The sequence below is a fragment of the Oceanobacillus zhaokaii genome (assembly GCF_003352005.1).
GTDB lineage: Bacteria > Bacillota > Bacilli > Bacillales > Amphibacillaceae > Oceanobacillus > Oceanobacillus zhaokaii.
Genome location: NZ_CP024848.1, coordinates 3,060,382 through 3,077,890 on the forward strand (window position 1 = coordinate 3,060,382; position 17,509 = coordinate 3,077,890).

Sequence of the window (17,509 nt, forward strand, 5' to 3'; positions counted from 1 at the left end):
CACTCCTCTAGTTAATGAAAAGCTCCATAAATTCATTCACACTTAATGCAGTGAGCTTATCATAATCACTTGTTGCTTCCTCTATTTTCTTCTGTTGCTTTTCCGTATAATGGGTTTTAATGTTTGCCGAGAATTTCCTCATTATTTTAGGAATTGCTTCCTCGCGACGGAACCGGTGCCCCAATGGGTATTCACATTCAATTTCTTCTGTTTCTGTCCCGTCTTTAAATTGCACTTGAACCGCATTTGCAATGGATCTCTTGCTTGGATCAAGATAATCTTTTGTATATTGCTCCTTCTCAACGACGATCATCTTATCGCGCAGTGCATCGATTCTCGGATCGTCTGCAACATTATCTTCATAATCCTCTGCCCGAATATCCCCTTTTAACAATCCAATCGCTGTAATGTACTGAATACAATGATCGCGATCAGCGGGATTATGCAGCGGCCCCTTCTTATCAATAATCCGAATCGCCGACTCATGCGTTGTAATCGTAATCTGATCGATTTCATCCAGTCGATTGATGACCTCCGGATGAAGTTGAACTGCCGCCTCTGCCGCTGTTTGTGCATGGAATTCTGCTGGATATGAAACCTTAAATAAGACGTTTTCCATAACATAACTTTCGTAGGGCTGCTTCGTAATTAATTCCTGTTTATTAAATAAAATATCCTGGAATCCCCATCCTGGCGCACTTAATGCTGTTGGATAGCCCATCTCGCCTTTTACAGCCATCATCGCCAGACGAACTGCCCTGCTAGTCGCATCCCCTGCTGCCCATGATTTGCGGGAGCCTGTATTTGGTGCATGGCGATACGTGCGGAGGCTGGAATTATCAATCCATGCATTTGACAATGCATTGTTAATCTCTTCCCTGCCACCACCAAGCATTTTTGTCACAACGGCTGTAGTAGCGATTTTTACATATAAGACATGATCCAAACCAACTCGATTTAAACTATTTTCAAGAGCCAATACTCCTTGGATTTCATGTGCTTTGATCATCATTTTCAGCACTTCTTGGACCTTAAGTGGTTCCCCGCCTTTCGCTAAACGTTCTCGGCTAATGTAGTCTGCTACTGCAAGAATACCCCCTAAATTATCGGAAGGATGTCCCCATTCCGCTGCAAGCCATGTGTCATTATAATCAAGCCAGCGAATCATCGTACCAATATTAAATGCCGCTTGAATAGGATCAAGTACATAGGGGGTTCCTGGGACTCGCGCACCATTCGGCACCACCGTACCAGGAACGATTGGACCTAGAAGCTTCGTGCATTCTGGATAATTAAGCGCAAGAATCCCACATCCAATCGTGTCTACCAAAACATAATGTGCAGTTGAAAATGCCTCTTCACTAGTAATCTCTTTGTCTAACACATAATCCGTAATTTTTTCGATTAGTTCGTCTGTTTTCATCTGTTCCTTAACATTTAGCATGCCATTCACCCTTTCAGTTGAGTACCATTCACGAATACGCTTTTCCGATATAATTTACACGTGGTCTGAAAATTCGATTGTTTTCATGCTGCTCGATTACATGGGCACATAGGCCAGCAGTTCGTGCACTAAAGAAGATTGGGGTATACAATGGGATTGGTATGCCGAGCATCCAATACACTGGTGCAGCATAATAATCTAAATTCGGATAAAGCCCCTTTTCCCGCTCCATCAATCTTTCTCCAGCTTCACACATTTCCAGCAATAAATCGTCTCCCGCTTGGGCTGATAACTCCTTTAATGCTTTTTTCACAATTAATGCTCTTGGATCCATCTTTTTCATATACACACGATGTCCGAATCCCATGATTTTTTCCTTTTTTTGCAGCTTTTTCAGCATCAATTCTTCAAATTCAGCGACTGTTTTCACATCATTCAGCATGTACATTACCGCTTCATTCGCTCCACCGTGCAGATTTCCTTTTAAAGAAGCAACCGCTCCTGTTAATGCACCGTAAATATCCGATTGGGTGGAAGCAATCACCCTTGCAGTAAACGTTGAATTTGGCATTTCATGCTCGCTATATAATAGAAGCAATTGATCAAAAATTTTCGTTTCCAGTTCAGTCGGGAGTTTCCCTGTTATCATTGATAGAAAATTAGCGCTGTAGGATAAATCTTTTTTAGGAGCGACAATCTCTTGCCCTTGCAGCACACGGTAACTATTAACTGTTAAGGTCGGGAGATTACCTAAAAGCTGATATGCTCGTTCTTTATTAGCACTAGGTGAACGGTCATCAAGATCATCATCATAGCCCGAAAGCATCGAAATGCCTGTGCGCTGTGCATCCATCGGGTGTGTCTGTTTTGGCAATAGCTTCAGCAGTTCTATTACTTTTTCAGGTAAATCATAATGTTGCTTCAGTTTATCCTCCAAGGCTACTTTTTCAAGAGAGCTCGGAAGCTCTCCTTCTAATAATAAGTTCACAACATCAAGATAATCATTGTTCTTTGATAACGCTATCAAATCCTCGCCTTTAATAATTATTTTTTCCTTTGCTGTATCAAGAAAAGAAATTGCTGTCTCTGATGCGATAACTCCTTCTAGTCCAGGAACATACTTTTCCTTTATTGTCACAAAAATCCCCCCTTAAATTAATAGAACAACCAGTTTAAAAGCGCTCTCATTTATTGGATGAAACAAGTGCATCTTTCTGTCTAACTTCATTATAATATTGATTTGAAAATTATAAAAATATATAATATTAATAATTAGCCATAAATTTTTTCGATATCTAATATGATTTTCCATTCTAAACTTTAATGTGAGGTGGACAAGAAATGGACTTTCAGGATTGGGAGATGCTAGCAACTTTACATCACACGCAAAATATTACGCAGGCGGCACAGCATTTATTTTTAACGCAGCCAACGTTAACATCAAGGATTAAAAAATTGGAAGAGCATTACGGTGTACAAATAATATTGAGAAAGCGGCGAGGGATTACGTTTACGCCAGAGGGAATGCAGCTTGCCGAGCATGCTATCAAAATGCTGCACGAGCAAAGAGAAATAGAGGAAAAATTAAATAATATGAAGCATCAAGTAGCAGGCACACTAAGGGTTGGTGTTTCCAATTTTTTTGCATTGAATAAAATGCCAAAATTACTCCGACTATTTAAACAGGAATATCCGAATGTCGAGTTTCAGGTTGTAACAGGTTGGAGTAGAGAGATGCATCGATTAATCCTTAATCACGATGTCCATCTTAGTTTTATCAAAGGAGATTATCCATGGAAGGAACAAAAGGAGTTGCTTTATGAAGAGGAGATTTGTATCGCCTCCCCCTGGGAATTCAATTGGCAGGATCTTCCCCACTTACCACGCATTGATTATTATACAGATGAAACGATGAAAACAATCGTTGATAACTGGTGGTACCAAAATTACAAACAACGACCTTACATCAATATACAGGTTAACCAAGTGGAAACTTGCAAGGAAATGGTAATTAATGGACTTGGTTATGCAATTGTGGCGAATTTAGTTGTGAGACCATATCCGGAGCTGATTGTTAAGCCGATAGCTTTAAAGTCTGGCGAGGCAATTACTCGTAAAACATGGATGTATTATCATGAGGAATCATTACAGTTAAATATTGTGAAGGCGTTTATTCGGTTTATAGAGGGGCTGGATGTGAAGGCATTGTGAGGTGACACTTCCCGAATTTAGTGCAATCCATCTATTCAATTTTCCAACCCCTCATTTTATTTTGCTATTTTAATAGTGAAAAAGTAAATTAATCCGCCGATCATCCAGTATGGCTCCCAAAATAATAATCTCCAAAAAATTGCATAGCCATCTAATTGAAAATCTAGAAGGTCTATAGTACTCAATATTATCGTAATAAAGTTGAATAATCCATATAAAAATAGCAATGCACCAGATACCTTTATCATGAAATAAAGTATCATTCGCATCCAAGAATCTCTCCATTTAACCAATAGCATAAAAAGTAGCAAAGCCCCAAATAATTTAATGAACGCAGTCATCCAAACAATGGTAACGAAGGCTGGTTCTGGATCTAAAGCCTGTTCATAGATAGCTCCTCCCAATGATCTAACACCAATCATACCGCCCAATGCCCAGTAGAAACTCATCCCAGCAAATAAAATCGTCCAAATTATACCCATGTAAACATAATATTTATTGATTTTGGTTTCCATTTTGGCGGTGTCACTCCTCGAGTTTTGTCGAATAATAACGAAATAACTCTACCTCCCCACCGACCAATACTCCACGCCACTTTCCTTCATAGTTTCTACGGAGAAACAATTCCTTCCATCAAAAACAATCGGGCTTTTCATCGATTGAAAAACAATCGGATTGACATTACGAATTTCATCCCACTCTGTCAATATAAGTGCAGCGTCTGCATCTGTCAGTGCCTTCTGTATACTTGCAGCATAGAGTATATCAGAATGCAAACGGTCCTTGGCACTCTCCATTGCCACCGGGTCATAGGTAATAACCGTTGCACCTTGTTCAATTAATCTTTCCGTCACTATGATTGATGCTGCTTCTCTCATATCGTCTGTATTCGGCTTGAATGCAAGTCCCAATACAGCAATGCGCTTATCAGCTAATGTGTCAAATCTTTCATTCAACTTATCTATTAAAAGAGTACGCTGTTTCTGGTTAACATTGACGACACCTTTTAATAGCTCAAAATCATAGGCGACATTGCCAGCTATTTGGATCAATGCTTTCGTATCCTTTGGAAAACAGGAGCCTCCATAACCGATTCCAGCATTTAGAAAGCTTTCACCGATTCGCTGGTCCATTCCCATCCCTTTTGAAACATCCTCGACATTTGCTCCTACCCGTTCACAAATAGCAGCAATTTCGTTAATAAAACTTATTTTTGTCGCCAGAAAGGCATTAGAGGCATATTTAATCAATTCCGCGCTGCGAATATCTGTATGATAAATTGGCACACCAAATGGCTCATTAATTTTTTCAATTATACTTGCCGCATAACCACTGTTTGCACCGATTACAATACGGTCAGCATTAAATGAATCTTTTAATGCTGAACCTTCTCTTAAAAATTCCGGATTTGCTACGACATCAAATTTTACATTGTGTATTTGGTTCTTCTCTATTATTTCTAGTATTCGATCGTTCGTACCAGCGGGGACTGTACTCTTTGTCACCACAATTATGTCCTTTGTTATATGATTCGCAATATCTCTTGCAGCTTGCTCGACAAATTCTAGATTTGCAGACCCATCCGCTTTTTCAGGGGTGCCGACTGCAATATAAATAACATCTGCATGACAAAATCCTTCTTTATGATTGGATGTAAAAGTAAGTCGTCCCGCTTCAATATTTCTTGACATCATTTCATCTAAGCCAGGTTCATAAATTGGTGAAATCCCCTGCTTCATTTTTTCTATCTTTGATTCATTGATATCAATGCAGATAACATGATGACCAATTTCTGCAAGACTTACACCAGTTACTAAACCAACATACCCCGTACCAACAACAGAAATATTCATGAGTAGCCCCCATAAAAATTGTTATATGAATTTGAGTAAATGTTTCCTAGTATTTTTTATACTCTCTATCTAATCGTTCCATGCTCTAATAATAACTCGTTCAACATCTTTCTTACTTCATCGCCAAATTCTTCATTTTGCAAAGCAAATTCTAGATTCGTACGAATAAATCCTAGCTTTTCTCCAACATCATAACGCTTCCCAGCAAAATCATATGCGTACACATCTTGAATTTGATTCAACTGCTGAATCGCATCCGTAAGCTGAATTTCACCTCCAGCACCAATCTCTTGCTTATCTAATAATGCAAAAATCTCTGGAGTAAATACATAGCGACCCATAATTGCCAAATTCGATGGTGCTGTTCCTAGTTTAGGTTTTTCAACGAAGTTTCTTACTTGATAACGTCTACCCTCTGCGGAAAGTGGATCCACAATTCCGTATCGGTCTGTTTCATTTTCTGCTACTTGCTGAACACCGACAACAGAACATCCGGTCTCTTCAAATTGTCCAATTAGCTGACGCAGACCTGGTACTTCTGCTTGAACGATATCATCCCCAAGCAGTACAGCAAACGGCTCATCGCCAATAAATTTACGTGCACACCATACCGCATGACCAAGCCCTTTTGGTTCCTTTTGCCGAATATAATGAATATCAACCTCGGATGTATGCCTAACCTTTTCCAGTAATTCAAATTTACCTTTTTCCATTAAGTTCTGTTCTAATTCAAAATTATTATCAAAATGGTCCTCAATTGCACGTTTTCCCTTACCAGTAACAATTATTATATCTTCAATTCCCGATTCAATTGCTTCTTCAACGATATATTGAATTGTTGGTTTATCCACAATGGGCAGCATTTCTTTCGGCATCGCCTTAGTCACTGGTAAAAATCTTGTACCTAACCCTGCTGCTGGAATAATTGCTTTCTTAATGGTTTTCATCCCAAGCCCTCCATCTAATTAGTGTGAAACCTCTATCATTATGTTACTACACTTAAGCATGAAATTATGTTAAGAATAGATTGATTTTTGCACAATTTAGTGCCTGTCACTTCCCGAGTTTTGTCGAATTATGGTATAACAAAAAGATGTCCCGAAAGTATAGTATTATCTACCCATCCAGGAAATCCCTAAGTCAAGAGATTGGTACTGTACTCGTTTGAGCTCCTGTGACTCCCTAAATTTTGTCAAAAGATGACTATTTCGCTGTTCCTTTTATCCACAATGCAATCTGTAAAATCAATGCATCATCAAATTTCCTTGGATTATATCCTGTCTCTTCAGTAATTTTGTTCAATCGATAGATTAGTGTATTTCGATGAAGGTATAAAGTATCAGCCGCTTTTTGGATATTCAAATCGCTCTTGAAAAAGAATTCTAATGTTTCCGCCTTGCTCGCATCAAAATGCTTCAAGACCCTATGAGAAAATCGCCTTGCCATATCCAGGTCAAGCTGATGAACCAATGCTTTTACTTCTAATTGTCCAAATGATACGAAATCCCTTTTTGGATCACTGATTCTTAAAGCAAGGTCACAATCTAGATATGACTGATGGAATTGCTCTAATTCATGAAATGGAAGACTATAAACCATTCTAAATTTCCAATTCTGTCTTTTTAATAAAGTATAAACACTTTCTAATTTACTAATTGCATCCTCTTCGTTAAGATCACTAAGTGCTATAAGCAGCTGATTGAGATTAATAAAACCTGCAATCACATGCTTTTCACCTATTGAATCTTCTATTTTTTGAATAAGGGGTTGTTTCTGGATTTCCTTATCTGAAACTTGAATAATTGCCGTCATAAATGGTGCATTCAATTGAAAATCCAATCTACTTAATCCCCGTTCAATCTCATGGAACTGTGGGTTATTATCCAAGAGTTGTTCGATGATGATTTCTTTCATACGTTGCTCCCATTCTAATTGTGTAGCGAGGAATGCTTGACTAATCATTAACTCTGTTGTCATTTTAACTAATTCGCCAATATCTCCCATCATTTCTGGATTTCCAGTAATACCAATAACACCTATTATTTTTTCTCTAAAAATGATTGGAAGATTAAGCCCTGGCTGACTTCCATCCCACCTTTCGCTCTCATTCTGAAAGATTTTCAGTGTCCTGCCGCTTCTCAGAACCTCTACTGCTCCTTCATGAATTGTGTCCATTCTTGATGGTTCCATTGTTGCGATGATGACGCCATTAATGTCCATAATGTTAACATTCCGATCGATTCGTAGGGACGTTTCTCTGACAATTGCAGTTGCGATTTCCTTTGTTAGCAAAATGATTCTCTCCTATTTGGTTACTTTGTATAAAAACGGATGGAAATCCCTCTCTTTTTTCATATAATATAGCTATATACAAATATCGTCAAGATTCGTATAATTTAGTAAATGATATTGATAACGTTTTCAAAGGAGCTGTTTATATGAAGATAATTATTGCTCCAGATTCCTTTAAAGGGAGTCTGTGTGCAGTTGAAGTGGCAAATTCAATTAATAGCGGAATTAAACGCGTTTTCCCTAATGCCAAAACAGTTCTCCTTCCCGTTGGTGATGGCGGTGAAGGGACTATGGATACACTTGTTGCTGCAACAAATGGAACAACAAAAAGTGTATCTGTTGTTGGCCCCCTAGGTAATGATGTCACAGCTAAATATGGCATATTAGGCGATACAAAAACATGTGTCATTGAGATGGCAAGCGCATCGGGACTTGATCTTGTACCAAATGGAAAACTTGCACCTTTAAAAGCGACAACATATGGAACAGGACAATTAATAAAACAAGCACTTGATGACGGATACACCTCATTTATACTAGCGATCGGTGGGTCTGCAACGAATGACGGTGGAGCAGGAATGCTTCAAGCGCTTGGATTAAAGATACTCGATTCGAATGGGAACGAAATTGGCTATGGCGGTGGAGAGCTAAATAAAGTGGCTCGGATTGAGACGAGGGAATTAGACCCGAGGATAAAGAAAAGTACCTTTCTTATTGCATCCGATGTCAAAAATCCACTGGTTGGAGCCAATGGTGCTTCACACATCTTTGGACCGCAAAAAGGCGCGACACCTGATATCGTTCATTTGCTCGACGATAATCTTACCCACTGGGCGAATGAAGTTGCCAAGGTGACTGGGGTTCATCTCCATAATTTAGCTGGTGCAGGTGCTGCTGGCGGAATTGGTGGAGCTTTTCAAGCATTTTTCCCTGCTGAAATGAAACGCGGCATCGATGTTGTTCTTGAATATAGTAATTTCTCTAGCTTTTTACAGGATGCAGACCTTGTCATTACAGGAGAGGGAAAAGTAGATAGCCAAACTGCCTCTGGCAAAACCCCACTCGGTGTTGCTCAAGCAGCCATGCTAAATGGAGTCCCAACAATCATTATCGCCGGGACCGTAGGAGATGGGATAGAGGTACTCCATGATTATGGTGTTATCAGTGTACACAGTATCATGAATAAACCGATGACCTTGGAAGAATCGATGGCAAATGCAGCAGAACTATTAGAGCTAAGCGCTGAGCAAGTAGTGCGGGTCTGGGGTTCAAACATGCATCGTGCCTGTGCAAATGAGGTGCCTGTCACTCCTTGATTTTTGTCAAATAATGTCGGTAATTGATTGTGCATGTACAGATGAATTGGAGTATTGGTGTATTTACTGAAGATCTGTTCTGATTAAAAGGTATTTTACAGTTTTCTTTTTGAAAGTTATATTCAACTATTAATAATTGAGAGGAGTTTTCGTATGAAAATTATGGACTCGGTTGAAAAAGTACCTGGAGGCATGATGGTTGTTCCGCTTTTGCTTGGAGCAACGCTAAATACCATTGACCAAATGCATCTTCCACTTATCATGGATTTTCTAAAAATGCTTGGTGCACCACAAACAGAAGCAGGCCATTATGAATTTCTCCGGATTGGTGGATTTTCACAAGAATTATTCAAGGATAGTGCGCTCGTGCTTATCGCCTTATTCCTATTCTGTGTTGGAAGTCAAATGAATTTAAAAGTTGGAGGAAAGGCGCTAAAGAAAGGCGTACTATTGACAGGTTCAAAATATTTTGCCGGTGTTGCCGTCGGAATGGCGTTTGGCTATTTCTTTGATCCAATGAGTGGTCTGTTTGGACTTTCTACACTTGCGCTCATTGCGGGGATGACGAATAGTAATAGTGGGATGTATGCTGCTTTAACTGGAAAATTTGGGAACCGATCAGATGTTGGCGGACTTTCAATTCTGGCAATCAATGATGGACCATTCTTAACGCTAGTTGCTTTAGGCGTTTTAGGAACCGCTTTTCCGCTCATTGCATTTGTCGCTGTCTTATTGCCAATTGGAATTGGAATGCTATTAGGAAATTTAGACCCGAAAATACGTGCATTTTTAAAACCTGGTGAAGCACTTACCATTCCATTTTTCGCATTTGCTCTTGGAGCAGGGATGAATTTAGCTAACTTCATTAATCCTGAGGTATTAGCTGGTGGATTGACACTTGCCATCCTTACCTTTGTATTTTCAGCAGGAACGGGGATACTCGTCTTTAAATTATTTAAAGAAAAAAGCTATATTGCTCCTATTTCCGAAGCATCTACAGCAGGAAATGCAGCTGCAACTCCAGCAGCTGTAGCGGCAGCGGCTGCAGTTGCAGCTGGTTCTGGTGCAATGTCAATAGCTGAGCTTGAAGCAATTCAGAGCATCGTACCAATTGCTACGGCACAAATTTCAATCTCAACAATTACAACTGCTCTTCTTTGCCCACTCGGCGTAATCGTGGTAGACAAGCTCCAACGAAAAAGAGGTATTATTGGAACAAGAGAAGATTTAGGATTGAAGCAAGAAGCAGAAGAAACATTAACGAAGCAGACAGTTAACAGCTAGAATGATAGGAGGATGAATCATGAAGACAGACATATTATATGGAAAACATGGTATATCCATAGACCTGCCAGATAATGCTTTTATCATTGAACCAACAAACTTACCAAAAGCAGCAGATGAAAAAGATGCAATAAGACAAGCATTAAGAAACCCAATTAACAATGTTCCGTTAAAGGATGCCGTAAAATCAACAGACAAAGTATCTATTGTAATCAGCGATATTACGAGACCAACGCCAAATCATCTAATGGTACCGCTTTTAATTGAAGAATTGAATCATGTTCCATTAGAAAACTTCGTAATTATTAATGGAACTGGAACCCATCGCGATCAAACGAGAGAAGAATTTGTCCAAATGCTTGGGGCTTGGGTTGTCGATAATATTCGCATTGTAAATAATCAATGTCATGATAAGGATACCCTTGTTAACCTTGGAAAAAGTAAATTCGGTTGTGATGTCTATTTGAATAAAGATTATGTGGAGTCGGACTTTCGAATTGTCACCGGGTTTATCGAACCACACTTTTTTGCAGGCTTTTCGGGTGGACCAAAAGGAATCATGCCGGGGATTGCTGGGATTGAAACGATTTTAACGTTCCATAATGCAAGAATGATTGGTGATCCACTTTCAACTTGGGGAAATATGACGAATAATCCAGTACAAGACATGACACGGGAAATTAATTCAATGTGCAAGCCCGACTTTATGTTGAATGTCACTTTGAATCGCGAAAAAGAAATTACGAATGTTTTTGCTGGTGAGCTTTACGAAGCACATGACCGCGGCTGTGCGTTTGCCAAAGAGCATGCAATGTTTCGCTGTGAAGAAAGATTTGATGTTGTAATTACATCGAACTCCGGTTATCCCCTTGATCAAAATTTATATCAAGCAGTCAAAGGAATGAGTGCAGCACATAAGATTGTCAAGGAAGGTGGGGCAATTATTGTTGCCTCCGAATGCTCGGACGGACTTCCAGATCATGGGAACTATGCTGAAATTTTTAAAATGGCAGATAGTCCAGAAGCTCTGCTTGAAATAATAAATGATCCGGAATTTAAGGTGTTCGACCAATGGCAGGTGCAAAAACAAGCAGTGATCCAGGTTTGGGCAGATGTATATGTCTACTCTAAACTGACAGATGAACAGGTAACGGGAACGATGTTAAAGCCTAGTCATAACATTGAGCAGACATTAGCATCGCTAAAAGATAAGTACGGAGAAGGCATGTCCATTGCTGTACTTCCTCTTGGTCCTTTGACAATCCCTTATGTGGGGGAATAGCGTGTCATTTTCCGAACCATCATTCTATTTTTCAACCCTATCTATATTATTAAAAAGTCAGGGGAATTTTTCCGCTGACTTTTTTCATCTCCTTACTTCTTTTACACCTTTGAAAAGTCATCTATTTCCATAAACTTATCATGATTAGCAGCTTCACTGTATCTCAGCTTTCTATAATCCACATTTCCCAATTTGTACAGCCGATCTAAAGCAATGTCACGATCAGATTCATTTATTGCTATTCTAATGGCATCTTTATAAAATGCAATTGCTTTATCTTTATTAGCTGTTTTTGAAGACATCTCAGGATTATACAAATCGCCCCAATGAATATATATCCATGGATTATTAGGATGTTTATTCACATATTCTCTAAATACATCATCCGCTTCATTTATTTTACCTAGGTAAAATAAAGATTCCCCCTTTGCAATGGTCATTTTCCCTATAATAGTTTCATCTGAGTCTGGAAATAGTTCCAGGAACTCCTCCGCAAAGATGCGTCTTGTATGAATAAATTGATTATCTGATAATTTTGCTTTTGCAAGTCCCAAGTCGAAGTCTTGCACCCAATTGGAGAATAAATTACTCATAGGAGAACTAGTTATTTCATCCAGCTTACCAATGGAGATAATATCTCTATCCCTTACCCACTTAGGCAAATACTTCCACACTTTCCACCATAACAAAGAGGCATGAGTATAATCATTAACTCTCGCTAAATCATACCCTTGATTCATCCAATCATCCAAATAATCAAGGAGCAGATGCTCTGGAACCAATCGTTTTGCTAGTACTTTAATAACGAGGGTTAAATCTGATAGGTTATTACTAATATCCAAGTGATAATTTTCAATCCACAATTTGGTTAATTCCTCTGCAGATGAATAATTCTCTATTTCAGAAATAAAATAAGTTTTATCTACTGGTATACCAAATTTCTGAATCAATTCCAGAAGGGCTTCTGTTTCCATTTGCTCTACGTCTTCTAACGTGCACATCTTGCTGGCAGGTTGTATCCTTACTTCCTGAACTTCAGTCTGTTTGTTTAAACAACATTTTTTATACTTTTTCCCACTTCCACAAGGACATGGTTCATTTCTCCCTATTTTCACATTTGCTCCTCCTTCTTTAACTAAGGATGAGGAAATACTTCATCTATAGACTACATGCTTCATAATTTTCTTCTAATATATTCATTCGACATTAGGGAAATCTATTCCTTTAATTACTATGTGTTTCATTCAATCAGCTTTGATTCGGCCTCTTATCCAAACTAAATACGCATTCCTCCCTATCTAACATCCATCTCTTCTTTAGCATGTTCAGCTAATTCCCTAACATCTTCATCTCTATCTGATACTAGCATTTCAATAATATTGTTGTACCTAAATACGAATTCTTCTTTAATACCATTCATCACATGATTTAACATTGCCTCTGCAGTTTCTCGCCTTATTAAATCATCCTCATGTCTAGAAAATTCTTCTAACTGCTTCATTAGCCATTCTTCATTATCAGGGAAATTACCTAATACAGTTCCTAATACGGCAACAGCCGTTTCCCTTACTAAATTGCTTTTATGCGTTGCTAAAGATTTTAATTTGCTTACTACCCAGTCCAAATCATCATTCGATTGCAGACTAATAATAACACTGCTGATCAGGTCCTCATCCGACCCTTTAAATATCGCTTCTGCTTCTTCCTTTGTCCATTCCTCTAATTCAGCTTCTGCCTCATCTGTCCCTATATATAACTTTGAAAGAAATACATCGAAGTTTTTTGCTAGCTTAAAAGAAGTATTCTCTTCCGTATCGAAATAGATTACTGGAGGGTTCTTTTTTTTCTTTCGATAATCTAATGCCACCCAAGTATGACCATCACCGTTAATAAGAATTAATCCTTTAGGCAGATCCCATTCCTTAATTAACAGTTCACTATCTAAAATACCTTCTTCATTTCCAATCCCTAGTATGTAATCAAATTGAATATGATCTTCTGACCAAGCTGTTGGTTTTTTAGTTGGATAGGAATTATAGGTGATATAGCCGCCATTTTGCTTTAGTATTAATTGTTTATAGGTTTCTGGCAATTCCACCCCCAGGTCTAACTCTACATGTTTTATTTCAGCCGAATTAATCGGTTTCAATTTGAATGGATCACTGGATTCTCCCGTCCAAATATCGATAATTGTCATATTTCTCCCACTCCAATCCTTTATAATCATTATTCTACATAATTCTTCATCTGTAGGTCTTATTCCTTCTTTAATTCGCTAAATATAAACAAAAATCCCTAAACTCAAAAAATCCCGTTCACTATCAAAAGTGAACGGGATTTTATTTTTCCTTCTCAAGTTCAAACCTTATATCACTGCATAATCCTCATCGCGAACATCGGTAATAAACATATGACCAGGAGCGTGGGTAATAACAAATTCTGGTTTACTTGCCATTATTGCTGCTTGCGGTGTCACGCCACATCCCCAGAAAACAGGAACCTCGTCTTCATGAATCGTAACGGCATCACCGAAATCAGGCTTGTTTATGTCTTTGATACCGATTGCTGCAGGGTCACCAATGTGTACTGGAGCACCATGAACGGATGGATATCTCGATGTAATTTGCGTCGCACGAATTGCTTCCGATGGTTTCATTGGGCGCATGCTGACAACCATTGGTCCACTAAATACACCTGCAGATACACATGGAACGTTGGTGCTATACATGGAAACATTCCGGCCTTCCTCAATGTAACGAATTGGAATTCCATTATCTAACAACGGCTTTTCAAATGTGAAGCTGCAACCAATTAGAAACGAAACAAAATCATCCTGCCAATATTCGGTAATATCGGTTACTTCCTCTATAAATTCCCCATCACGATAGATACGGTATTTCGGTAGATCCGTTCGCAAATCTGCCCCTTGAGCTGTTTGTTGTGGCTCTGGTGAACCAACATCTGTTACCTCGATAAGTGGGCAAGTCTTTGGATTGCGGATACAGAACAATAAAAAGTCGTACGCATATTTCTTCGGCAAAATTACTAAATTTACCTGTGTGTATCCTGAAGCAACTCCTGTTGTGGGCTTTGCCCATTCCCCGGTTCTAATAGCTTCACGAACTTCCTTAGCTGTACTCATAAAAATCCTCCTGTACTGGTTTGCTGTCACTTCCCAATTTTTGCCATTTTATAAGCAAAAACTCTCATCCGATTAGTAATTCCCTGCACTGACACTCAATGTCCGCAATAATAACTCCTGTTCTACATATAGCCGTTGCGCCTTTTCCACGCTGATTGCTTCAAATCCAAGTTCATTTCCTGGCAGCATTTGGGCAACATATGGCAAGTCTACCGTTATTACTGTAGCAATTCTTGTATAGCCACCCGTCGTTTGTCGGTCTGCAAGCAGGATAATTGGCTGTCCATTTGCAGGTACTTGAATTGTCCCAGGGAAAATCGCATCAGAAATAATATCTGCTCCCCTTATTAAGGATAGACTTGGCCCTTCCAAACGTGATCCCATGCGATCTGATTGGGTTGTTAGCTTATAATTCTCGGAAAGGAACCTATCTACACTTTCGCCACTAAATGCATCAACGTCAGGTCCTAAAATCACTCGTATTTTTCTTCCAGAACGATAATCTGGGATTTGCCTTATCGGCAGCCCAATTCCTGTTTTTACTGTACTGCTAGGCATACCAGCTGAAATTTGGTCCCCTTTTTGCAAATTACGTCCCTCGATACCGCCAAGTTCTGCCTTTGTATAAGTGGATTTACTTCCCATAATAATCGGCACCTCGACTCCACCAGCAACAGCAATATATGCATACCCACCATTTAGTGGTTTTCCAAACGTTAAGGTTTGTCCAGCTTTGACCGCGAACGATTTCCATAATGAAACGGGTTCACCATCGAGCTTGGGGGAAAGGTCTGCACCGCATATTGCAATGACATTATCTGCTAAAACGCGTAATTTCGGTCCCATGATTACAACTTCAATCCCAGCCTCACCACGTTTATTCCCTACAAGCAGATTACCCACTTGCAGTGCAAAAGCATCCATCGCTCCAGCGACAACGACACCGTATTGCTGAAGGCCTGTTCTCCCGAGATCTTGTATTGTCGTTGCCAGTCCTGGTTTCACTACTTCAAAAATATTATTTCCCACTTAAATCCCTACTCTTTTTATTAAAATTCCTTTTTCTGTAAGTCCTGCACGAAGACGCTTTACAAACTCTAATGACTTCGGTTCATCGCCATGTACACAAATTGTATCCGCAGTAATAGCAATATCGGTTCCATCGACTGCTTCCACCTTGCCTTCTGTTACCATACGGATTACACGCTCGACAGCTTCATCCGCATCCTCAATCATTGCATTTTTTTCTGTTCTTGCTGTCAATGATCCATCAGGCTGGTATGTTCGATCAGCAAATACTTCCTCAGCAACCTTTAAGCCAACTTTTTTCCCCATCCGAATCAGTTCTCCACCAGCGAGACCAAATAATATAAGTTTTGGATCAATGTCGTAAACAGCTCTCGCTATTGCGTGTGCCATTTCTTCATTTTTACTAGCCATATTGTATAATGCCCCGTGTGGTTTTACATGATTTAGTTTATTGTTATTTATTGTTGCAAAAGCTTGAACAGCACCAATTTGGTAAGCAACTAAATTATATATTTCTTCACTATCAACTTGCATGTTTCTCCTGCCAAATCCACTTAAATCCTGAAAGCCTGGATGTGCGCCAAGACCAACATTATTTTCGGTAGCTTTCTTTATTGTATGCCTGATTGTATTATGATCACCAGCATGATATCCACAAGCAATATTCGCAGAAGATATAACTTCCATCACTAAGTCATCCTGTCCCATCTTATACGCTCCAAAGCTTTCCCCTAAATCACTATTTAGATCGACAACGTTATTAGCCATTATGTATCCTCCTATCATTGCCTGCTTTTCCTCCAAAATCCTCATGTATTGGCTGATAAATACCCTGCTTGACCTCCGCTTCGATCTTTTTATATTCTGATTCTGTTATCCTTACAAAGCGCACATAATTCCCTGCCTGCAGAAGAATCGGCTCCTGCTTACTCGAATCAAATAACCTTACAGGAGTTCTGCCAATCAATTGCCAGCCACCTGGCGTCTCCATTGAATATACTCCTGTCTGTGCACCCGCGATGCCGACTGATCCGACTGGAATTTTCTGACGAGGACTTCTTAATCTTGGTGTAGCAATTTTCTCAGACATTCCACCAAGATACGGAAAACCAGGTGTAAAGCCCATCATATAAATGAGATAATCGACGTCTGCGTGAAGATTTATTACATCTTCTATACTTATTCCATTATGGTTTGCGACCGTCTCAAGATCTGGACCATACTCCCCACCATAACAAACTGGAAGATGAACAACCATAGCAGGTGGCGGCTTCACACTCACCATCGTTGCTTGCAGCTTCATTATTCTATTTTTAAGTTTATCATAAGTAATAATATAAGGGTCATAGGATATAGATATTGCGGTATACGTTGGAATCCATTCGATAACTCCAGGTATTTTCTCCTTTTCCAAGCATAGGGCTAGGCTTCGAATCTTTTCATTTGTTTCTTTTGAAATTGTCGCTCCTAACTGTATTCGTAATCCCATATCACCATAAGCATCTATTCGAAACATACGATTCCCCCTTTATAAATTATTAGCAAACGAAGGTTTAGCCAAGTCCTACAATGGCAGCCTTAGTTGAACTTATGTAGTAAGAAATTTTTATACTTTCCTAACTACTAAAACTAGGCTGCCACCCAACTTAAAGGAAG

The 17,509-nt window shown here is 39.2% G+C and carries 16 protein-coding genes; 4 read left to right on the plus strand and 12 right to left on the minus strand.

Annotation, left to right across the window (positions count from 1 at the left end; genetic code table 11):
- Window positions 1-7: 7 nt before the first annotated feature.
- Together CUC15_RS15435 and mmgD are read right to left on the minus strand one after the other, a co-directional pair.
- Window positions 8-1,444 (minus strand): bifunctional 2-methylcitrate dehydratase/aconitate hydratase, encoded by a 1,437-nt coding sequence (locus tag CUC15_RS15435; RefSeq protein ID WP_114917521.1) that lies wholly within the window; start codon window positions 1,442-1,444, stop codon window positions 8-10.
- Between the two features lie 28 nt (window positions 1,445-1,472).
- On the minus strand, window positions 1,473-2,582 hold the full coding sequence (mmgD, locus tag CUC15_RS15440) for a citrate synthase (protein WP_114917522.1): 1,110 nt from the start codon (window positions 2,580-2,582) through the stop codon (window positions 1,473-1,475).
- Window positions 2,583-2,785: 203 nt separating this feature from the next.
- On the opposite strand from mmgD, the gene CUC15_RS15445 reads away from it, so the two are divergent.
- Window positions 2,786-3,655 carry a LysR family transcriptional regulator gene (locus CUC15_RS15445; protein WP_114917523.1) on the plus strand — a complete coding sequence of 290 codons (870 nt, stop codon included), beginning with the start codon at window positions 2,786-2,788 and terminating at the stop codon, window positions 3,653-3,655.
- Window positions 3,656-3,711: 56 nt separating this feature from the next.
- On the opposite strand, the gene CUC15_RS15450 is transcribed toward CUC15_RS15445, so the two are convergent.
- From CUC15_RS15450 to CUC15_RS15465, 4 genes are all read right to left on the minus strand, one after another.
- Window positions 3,712-4,170 carry a DUF3995 domain-containing protein gene (locus CUC15_RS15450; RefSeq protein ID WP_114917524.1) on the minus strand — a complete coding sequence of 153 codons (459 nt, stop codon included), beginning with the start codon at window positions 4,168-4,170 and terminating at the stop codon, window positions 3,712-3,714.
- A 48-nt stretch (window positions 4,171-4,218) separates the two neighbouring features.
- Window positions 4,219-5,508 carry a UDP-glucose dehydrogenase family protein gene (locus CUC15_RS15455; RefSeq protein WP_114917525.1) on the minus strand — a complete coding sequence of 430 codons (1,290 nt, stop codon included), beginning with the start codon at window positions 5,506-5,508 and terminating at the stop codon, window positions 4,219-4,221.
- 65 nt (window positions 5,509-5,573) lie between these two features.
- The gene (galU, locus tag CUC15_RS15460) at window positions 5,574-6,455 is read right to left on the minus strand and encodes a UTP--glucose-1-phosphate uridylyltransferase GalU (RefSeq protein ID WP_114917526.1); all 882 of its coding nucleotides are present in this window, start codon (window positions 6,453-6,455) and stop codon (window positions 5,574-5,576) included.
- Window positions 6,456-6,711: 256 nt separating this feature from the next.
- Window positions 6,712-7,800 carry a CdaR family transcriptional regulator gene (locus CUC15_RS15465; RefSeq protein ID WP_114917527.1) on the minus strand — a complete coding sequence of 363 codons (1,089 nt, stop codon included), beginning with the start codon at window positions 7,798-7,800 and terminating at the stop codon, window positions 6,712-6,714.
- Window positions 7,801-7,946: 146 nt separating this feature from the next.
- Between CUC15_RS15465 and CUC15_RS15470 the strand changes: the two genes are divergently transcribed.
- The 3 genes from CUC15_RS15470 (at window position 7,947) to larA (ending at window position 11,682) form a co-directional block, all read left to right on the plus strand.
- Window positions 7,947-9,116 carry a glycerate kinase gene (locus CUC15_RS15470; protein WP_114917528.1) on the plus strand — a complete coding sequence of 390 codons (1,170 nt, stop codon included), beginning with the start codon at window positions 7,947-7,949 and terminating at the stop codon, window positions 9,114-9,116.
- Between the two features lie 153 nt (window positions 9,117-9,269).
- Window positions 9,270-10,400 (plus strand): 2-keto-3-deoxygluconate permease, encoded by a 1,131-nt coding sequence (locus CUC15_RS15475; RefSeq protein WP_114917529.1) that lies wholly within the window; start codon window positions 9,270-9,272, stop codon window positions 10,398-10,400.
- Window positions 10,401-10,419: 19 nt separating this feature from the next.
- The gene (gene larA / locus CUC15_RS15480) at window positions 10,420-11,682 is read left to right on the plus strand and encodes a nickel-dependent lactate racemase (protein ID WP_114917530.1); all 1,263 of its coding nucleotides are present in this window, start codon (window positions 10,420-10,422) and stop codon (window positions 11,680-11,682) included.
- Between the two features lie 101 nt (window positions 11,683-11,783).
- Here the strand turns inward: larA and CUC15_RS20290 are convergent, their stop codons facing one another.
- From CUC15_RS20290 to pxpB, 6 genes are all read right to left on the minus strand, one after another.
- Window positions 11,784-12,797, minus strand: coding sequence for an SEC-C metal-binding domain-containing protein (locus CUC15_RS20290; protein WP_205317612.1), 1,014 nt, complete (start codon window positions 12,795-12,797; stop codon window positions 11,784-11,786).
- Between the two features lie 179 nt (window positions 12,798-12,976).
- Window positions 12,977-13,879: an SMI1/KNR4 family protein gene (locus tag CUC15_RS15490; protein WP_114917531.1), complete on the minus strand. Its 903-nt coding sequence runs from the start codon at window positions 13,877-13,879 to the stop codon at window positions 12,977-12,979.
- 168 nt (window positions 13,880-14,047) lie between these two features.
- Complete coding sequence (locus CUC15_RS15495) at window positions 14,048-14,824, minus strand: putative hydro-lyase (RefSeq protein ID WP_114917532.1); 777 nt, start codon at window positions 14,822-14,824, stop codon at window positions 14,048-14,050.
- A 72-nt stretch (window positions 14,825-14,896) separates the two neighbouring features.
- Window positions 14,897-15,853 carry a 5-oxoprolinase subunit C family protein gene (locus CUC15_RS15500; RefSeq protein ID WP_114917533.1) on the minus strand — a complete coding sequence of 319 codons (957 nt, stop codon included), beginning with the start codon at window positions 15,851-15,853 and terminating at the stop codon, window positions 14,897-14,899.
- A complete protein-coding gene (locus tag CUC15_RS15505; protein WP_114917534.1) occupies window positions 15,854-16,621 on the minus strand; it encodes a LamB/YcsF family protein in 768 nt (255 codons plus the stop codon).
- Window positions 16,614-17,369: a 5-oxoprolinase subunit PxpB gene (pxpB, locus tag CUC15_RS15510; RefSeq protein WP_114917535.1), complete on the minus strand. Its 756-nt coding sequence runs from the start codon at window positions 17,367-17,369 to the stop codon at window positions 16,614-16,616. Before pxpB ends, CUC15_RS15505 begins: the two co-directional genes overlap by 8 nt.
- Window positions 17,370-17,509: the final 140 nt, after the last annotated feature.

Excerpts from the sequence above, each read along its gene's own strand:
- CUC15_RS15435 (WP_114917521.1), bottom strand. The coding sequence starts at position 1,444 with ATGCTAAATGTTAAGGAACAGATGAAAACAGACGAACTAATCGAAAAA.
- CUC15_RS15445 (WP_114917523.1), top strand. The coding sequence starts at position 2,786 with ATGGACTTTCAGGATTGGGAGATGCTAGCAACTTTACATCACACGCAA.
- CUC15_RS15450 (WP_114917524.1), bottom strand. The coding sequence starts at position 4,170 with ATGGAAACCAAAATCAATAAATATTATGTTTACATGGGTATAATTTGG.
- CUC15_RS15455 (WP_114917525.1), bottom strand. The coding sequence starts at position 5,508 with ATGAATATTTCTGTTGTTGGTACGGGGTATGTTGGTTTAGTAACTGGT.
- galU (WP_114917526.1), bottom strand. The coding sequence starts at position 6,455 with ATGAAAACCATTAAGAAAGCAATTATTCCAGCAGCAGGGTTAGGTACA.
- CUC15_RS15470 (WP_114917528.1), top strand. The coding sequence starts at position 7,947 with ATGAAGATAATTATTGCTCCAGATTCCTTTAAAGGGAGTCTGTGTGCA.
- CUC15_RS15475 (WP_114917529.1), top strand. The coding sequence starts at position 9,270 with ATGAAAATTATGGACTCGGTTGAAAAAGTACCTGGAGGCATGATGGTT.
- larA (WP_114917530.1), top strand. The coding sequence starts at position 10,420 with ATGAAGACAGACATATTATATGGAAAACATGGTATATCCATAGACCTG.
- CUC15_RS15490 (WP_114917531.1), bottom strand. The coding sequence starts at position 13,879 with ATGACAATTATCGATATTTGGACGGGAGAATCCAGTGATCCATTCAAA.
- CUC15_RS15495 (WP_114917532.1), bottom strand. The coding sequence starts at position 14,824 with ATGAGTACAGCTAAGGAAGTTCGTGAAGCTATTAGAACCGGGGAATGG.
- CUC15_RS15505 (WP_114917534.1), bottom strand. The coding sequence starts at position 16,621 with ATGGCTAATAACGTTGTCGATCTAAATAGTGATTTAGGGGAAAGCTTT.
- pxpB (WP_114917535.1), bottom strand. The coding sequence starts at position 17,369 with ATGTTTCGAATAGATGCTTATGGTGATATGGGATTACGAATACAGTTA.